We start from the raw sequence: 5784 nt of genomic DNA on the forward strand, positions 1-5784 counted from the left end.
CCGACTCAATTTGACATGACCCGCCCCAATCGCTTCCTTAGCCGGGGATTACGGAGGGATATGTCGCGCTTAAAAATCATCTTTATAATTATAGATTGCGCAAAAGAGCCGTGGAACGCGTGTTTCGCGACGAAACCCCGTCGCTCATCCTGGAAGTGGGCAGCGGCATATCGCCCATTATCACCGGGGACGGCCGGGTCGTCTATTCTGAATTGTCGCCCTCCGCATGCGCCGTATTGAGGGTGCTTACGCCGCAGGGGCGGCATGCCGCCGCCGATGCCACGCGCCTACCGTTTGCCTCCGGGGTATTCAGCCACGCAATCGCCTCCGAAGTCGTCGAACATATCGAAGACGACCGCGCCGCACTGCACGAACTGGCGCGCGTCTTGCGGCCCGGTGGAAGGCTGATCCTGACGTTTCCGCACCGCCGCGATTATTTCGGCGTGGACGATCGCTATGTGAGACATTGGCGGCGGTACGACGAGTCCGACATGGCCGAACGGCTGGCCGGGGCCGGATTCGCAATAGTCCAAACGGAAAAAGTACTGGGCCCTTTTGAGAAACTCGTCATGAGTCTGGCCGTGCGATGTTTTGAAATATGGGCAAGGCGGCGATCTTCGAGCGTGGACGGAATGGAGAAAATGGGCAAGATAAACGATCCGGGCAGCAGCCGATCCGCTTCGGCTATCCCGGCCAGTCCTTCCGCCAAACCACATCCGGATTATTGGCGTTGGTTGGCGCCCTTGTGGGCCTTCGTGAATACCGTTGCCTGTGTGATCGCGGCGGGCGACGCGTGGATGGTTCCCCGGAGATGGGCGAGCGTATTGCTTATCGTGGCGGTAAAAGCGTGAGGTTTTCCACCGAGCGGGACGGCTTTTTCTGGCGTAAACGCCGGCGGTTGTGGTAAGGTAATATCGCTTGGGAGCAAAACGAGGTATGCGAACGTGACGGATCATCAAAAACTTGCCTTGTTCTTTGCGTTGATACTGTTTGTCGGCGTTCCCTATCTGGGACAAATGGCGAAGAAAGAAAGAGCCGGCGAAGCCGAGACGATTGCGCCGGTAAAGGGTGAAAAACCCAATGCGCCGCCGGTAAAACTTGAACCGCCCTTATTGACCGAGGCCAGCCTGACCAATTCGCAGTGGGAATTGACCATTTCAGGCATCAAGGCGCGTGTCACGTTGTTGGCCGGGGGGAAAGCCGTCGCGGAGACCGATAGTTCCATTATCGGGACCATTCAAGGCACATGGTCGGTCAAAGGTCCCGACCTGACCGTAACGGCGACGGCGATGGGCCAGACCAAAACCACGACGTTGAAAATCAGCGGATCGAATATCATCGTCGAGGGAAAACCAATTAAGAGGCTGATGTGACATGAAATGTTCCAGGCGCCGGGTTTCAATGTCCCGATCCCCGAAGTCTGGAATGTGAAAATCGGGTTATGAAGGAGGATGGCGCAATGCGAATGTCGTGGCTGTTAGGTGCGGTGATTCTTGTCTGGGCGGTTGGTTGCGGCAAGACGACCGAGAAGGTGGTCGAAAAGGCCGCGGAAAAAGCCGCGGAAAAGGCCATTCAAACGGAAATGGGCAAGGAAGCCAAGGCCGAAGTGGACGTGCAGGGCGGATCGGTGAAAATCGTCTCGCAGGAGGGGACCGAACAAGTGAGCGTTTCGACCCAGGACGGCCAGACGACGGTCACAAGCCAATCCGAAGGAGCGAAGTCGGTCATCGGCCCGGGCGCAACAGTGCCGGAGAATTTCCCAAAGGATATACCGGTCTACGCGGGCGCCGAGATTCTCGTTTCAGCGGAAGATGTCGAAGCGAAAACCTACATGGTGCAGGCGCGCACCAAGGATCCCGTGGAGACCGTCGGGGCTTATTATAAAAAAGAACTCGCCGGACAGGGGTGGACCGAATCGCAAAACGTAACGCAGACCACCCCGGCCCCCATGCAAATGATTTCCTTTACGAAAGGGGAACGACAATTGACGGTTATCATCCATTCCACTGACGATGCCACGACACTGACGATTCAGACCAGCGGAAGCTAGTTGCATGAATCCTTACCAATCGGAGGGTTGGTCATGCCGATGTCCATGGAGCAATTGATGCGGGGGGCGCTCGAGCAGCGCGCGTCCGATATCCATTTGAAGACGGGCAATCCGCCTATCTATCGGGTTGACGGCGATTTGCGGCGGCTTGACGACGAGCCGCTAACCGAGGATCGCATGATGGAACTTCTCGGTGTCATTGCTTCGCCGTCCGATATCGCCAAGTTTCAGAAAGTCATGGATTTGGATTGCTCCTATATGTACGAGGGCATTGCGCGATTCCGGGTCAATGTATGCCGGGATGATGGCGATACGCGTATTGTCATGCGTCTTATCCCATTGCAGATCAAGACGATAGACGAACTGGGCCTTCCGCCGGTGCTTCGGAAAATCTGTACGGGAAAAAACGGGTTGGTATTGGTTACAGGGCCGACCGGCAGCGGGAAATCCACCACGCTTGCGGCCATGATTAATGAAGTCAACGAGAAATTGCCCGTGCATGTGATTACGGTGGAGGATCCACTCGAATTCGTGCATCAGGACAAGACGGCCATCATCACGCAGCGAGAAGTAGGACACGACACCTTGTCGTTTGCGAATGCGCTTCGCGGGGCCTTGCGGCAGGATCCGGACGTGATACTCATCGGGGAAATGCGCGATGCGGAAACGGTCCGGACGGCCTTGGCCTCGGCGGAAACCGGCCACTTGGTGTTTTCCACTTTGCATACCGTGGATGCCGTGGAGACGCTGAACCGCATCATTGACTTTTTCGAGCCTCATCAGCAACTTCAAATTAGAAAACAACTTGCGAGTGTGCTTCGGGCTGTTGTCTCCCAGCGCATCGTGCCACTGGCCAGTGCCACGGGGCGTTGTGTCGCGGCGGAAATCCTTGTGGGAAACCGGACCATCCGGGAGTTTATCGAACAGGGCAAGAGTTTCAAGGATATCGTGAAATTGATCGAAGAGGGGCACGATCAATACGGCATGCAGACTTTCGATCAGGCCCTTTATGATCTGTATAAGGCCGGGAAAATTACCGCCGAGATCGCGTTGATGAACGCGACCAGCGCAAAGGATCTCAAACTTCGGCTTCAGGGATTGCGTGTCAACTGAATCATGGTACTACCGGCGGGCATTCGGCGGATTCTGGCGGTCGCGGGGATGGCGGCGATGGCCGCCGGTTTCGCGGCCGGAGAAGAAAACCTGCTGAAAAATGGCGGTTTTGAAGAGGTGGACGGCGGCAAACCCGTCCATTGGAATCTTTTTGTCCAACCGGAACCGGCCGCGGAAGGCCGCTTGGATACTCAAACGGTTGCGGAGGGTTCATACGCCGCATGGTTGCGTAATCCCGACACCTACGCCAAGGATCCTTGTAACAACTGGAGCCAGAATGTTTCTCCGGTTGCGGCAGGTCGGTCGGTCGTCGCGGGGGGGCGTGTCAAAACGGCTGGTTCGGCCAATGCCTCCATCTGGGTCCAATGCTGGCGCAAAGATCCATGGGGCGTGTTGCGTGTCGCCAGCACCGGCGACGCCATGCCCGTGCAAGGGGAATCGGATTGGAAATCGGTGGCGGTCCGTTTGACGGTTCCCCCGGACACGGATTTTATCGTCGTTCGATGCGTCATTCGCGGCGCCGGGTGCGCATGGTTTGACGATTTGCGCTTGATTGAGGCGGAACCTGCCCCGTCGGAAACCGGGGAAAAGCCGGCGCCGGTTTCGGTCCCGAAGCCGCCGGCCGAACGCGATGCGGTCCTGTCCGACCTGGCGCGAGAAACGGCCTCCATGGCCAAGGCGATCGAGTCGTTGCGCGAAACCAACGAAACGCTGCGGCAGGATTTGATCCGCATGCGCGAAGAGATCGAGGCGATGCGAAAAAATATCGAGTCCCGCGAACCGCCCGCGCCGCCCGTGAAAAACGCGCCGCCGCTGGTGCCACACGAGTACACGGAAAAGGAGCCCCAACCATGAATGCTGTAATCGCCATCGCCCTCCTGGCCGGCGTGGCCGCCGGCGGAATCGTCTGGTTCGGCTGGGCTTTTGCGCAAAACGCCGTGGCTGTGCAGCAGGCGAAGAAAGCGCCCGTCCAAGCCGGGACGCCCAAGGAGCCATCCGCCAACAAGGAAAGTACATCCCGTTCATAATGAAGTGGTACGACAGTAATATTATGTACTTGTTTGTTGGATATAAACGGTTCGTGGAAACCCTTTTTTCAAGGGTGTTTTTTCGTTCTTTTCACCGGGAAAGACGCATTTGTTCCTGATAGCGGCTCTTGCCCCGGCGGCATTGCGGGCCGCGCGTTTACGACAAGCGCGCAAGGGCATGAAGGACAAGAGGGGCGCCGGGGGCTTCAGTCAGGGCGCGCCCGCGGGGAATATCGCCGATGTTCCTTGCGTCCTTTTCGCTTGGGCATTTCTACAATAGAATAAATATACAATAAAATAGTATATCTATGTGTTCTACAGCATAGCGCCGATCGGGTGTTTCGGGGTCTGTATTCGGGACAGAAAAAAAGTCTTGACAAATGGGTTTCTTTGTGCTATTGTATTTGCTCCTGACGCGGAGAAGATGTTGCGTGGACGGACGGCGGCCCTGCTGGAAACAGGGGGGTTGACAAGACGTCGAAGATGTGGTAACATACTTCCCCGGTTAGGAGCGAATCGCCCGGCAGAGCGCTGGAACAACTAGCGCCGAGGTAGGTTGAGCGGCGCTGGTGATTTTGTGTCTGGCGCGGGTAGAGTCGGTGCTCTTTGAAAATTGAATACGGTGTATGTTGAAAACACCATACTTGTGTGAGTGCGAGAATTTTGGTTCTCGCATACCCCAAGACATTCCTGTAACACAATTGCAGGGAGTCAAACTCGTTTCCAAGCGGGAGGCGTGGACGGCGAAGCCGTTTGGCCTTTCGTGAGATTTTTATCGGAGAGTTTGATCCTGGCTCAGAACGAACGCTGGCGGCAGGCTTCATACATGCAAGTCGCGCGATTAAGACCCGCAAGGGTGAATAAAGCGGCGAACGGGTGAGTAACAGGTGGATAATCTGCCCTTCGGCGGGGGACAACGGCTGGAAACGGCCGCTAATACCGCATGTGGTTGCCGGGACTCGGGTTCCGGCAAAGAAAGGAGCTGCAAGGCTCCACCGAAGGATGAGTCCGCCCCCCATTAGCTAGTTGGCGGGATAATAGCCCACCAAGGCTTTGATGGGTAGCCGAGCTGAGAGGTTGATCGGCCACACTGGAACTGAGACACGGTCCAGACACCTACGGGTGGCAGCAGTAGGGAATATTGGACAATGGGCGAAAGCCTGATCCAGCCATGCCGCGTGAGTGACGAAGGCCTTCGGGTCGTAAAACTCTTTTCTGAGGGAAGAACATCCGGGGTAGGAAATGCCCCCGGCTTGACGGTACCTCAGGAATAAGCAACGGCTAACTCCGTGCCAGCAGCCGCGGTAATACGGAGGTTGCGAGCGTTGTTCGGAATAACTGGGCGTAAAGGGAGCGCAGGCGGTTTGGTCAGTTCAAAGTGAAAGCCCGGGGCTTAACCTCGGAAGTGCTTTGGATACTGCCTTACTCGAGTTCGTGAGAGGAAAGCGGAATTCCAGGTGTAGCGGTGAAATGCGTAGATATCTGGAGGAACACCGGTGGCGAAAGCGGCTTTCTGGCGCGATACTGACGCTGAGGCTCGAAAGCATGGGGAGCGAACAGGATTAGATACCCTGGTAGTCCATGCCGTAAACG

Annotated in this window: 6 protein-coding genes and 1 rRNA gene; all 7 read left to right on the plus strand. The window is 56.5% G+C overall.

The features are described 5' to 3' along the window. Window positions 1–110 precede the first annotated feature (110 nt). Entirely contained in the window at window positions 111–851 is a 741-nt protein-coding gene (locus P5540_19600; GenBank protein ID HRT67020.1) for a methyltransferase domain-containing protein, read from the plus strand. 93 nt (window positions 852–944) lie between these two features. Next, the gene (locus tag P5540_19605; GenBank protein ID HRT67021.1) at window positions 945–1373 is read left to right on the plus strand and encodes a hypothetical protein; all 429 of its coding nucleotides are present in this window, start codon (window positions 945–947) and stop codon (window positions 1371–1373) included. A gap of 86 nt (window positions 1374–1459) precedes the next feature. Continuing rightward, window positions 1460–2050, plus strand: a complete 591-nt coding sequence (locus P5540_19610) for a hypothetical protein (protein ID HRT67022.1) — start codon at window positions 1460–1462, stop codon at window positions 2048–2050. A 33-nt stretch (window positions 2051–2083) separates the two neighbouring features. Further along, entirely contained in the window at window positions 2084–3163 is a 1080-nt protein-coding gene (locus P5540_19615; GenBank protein ID HRT67023.1) for a type IV pilus twitching motility protein PilT, read from the plus strand. A 3-nt stretch (window positions 3164–3166) separates the two neighbouring features. After that, window positions 3167–4018: a hypothetical protein gene (locus tag P5540_19620; protein ID HRT67024.1), complete on the plus strand. Its 852-nt coding sequence runs from the start codon at window positions 3167–3169 to the stop codon at window positions 4016–4018. Beyond that, the gene (locus P5540_19625) at window positions 4015–4191 is read left to right on the plus strand and encodes a hypothetical protein (protein HRT67025.1); all 177 of its coding nucleotides are present in this window, start codon (window positions 4015–4017) and stop codon (window positions 4189–4191) included. The genes P5540_19620 and P5540_19625 overlap by 4 nt, the downstream gene beginning before the upstream one ends. Before the next feature lie 772 nt (window positions 4192–4963). Continuing rightward, window positions 4964–5784: ribosomal RNA gene (locus tag P5540_19630) — 16S ribosomal RNA — on the plus strand; the annotation flags it as partial.

It is taken from the genome of Candidatus Hydrogenedentota bacterium, from assembly GCA_035450225.1.
Taxonomy (GTDB): domain Bacteria; phylum Hydrogenedentota; class Hydrogenedentia; order Hydrogenedentales; family SLHB01; genus DSVR01.

Bases quoted from the DNA above. Each gene is read 5' to 3' on its own strand.
- P5540_19615 (HRT67023.1), top strand. From the start codon at position 2,084: ATGCCGATGTCCATGGAGCAATTGATGCGGGGGGCGCTCGAGCAGCGC.
- P5540_19620 (HRT67024.1), top strand. From the start codon at position 3,167: ATGGTACTACCGGCGGGCATTCGGCGGATTCTGGCGGTCGCGGGGATG.
- P5540_19625 (HRT67025.1), top strand. From the start codon at position 4,015: ATGAATGCTGTAATCGCCATCGCCCTCCTGGCCGGCGTGGCCGCCGGC.
- P5540_19610 (HRT67022.1), top strand. From the start codon at position 1,460: ATGCGAATGTCGTGGCTGTTAGGTGCGGTGATTCTTGTCTGGGCGGTT.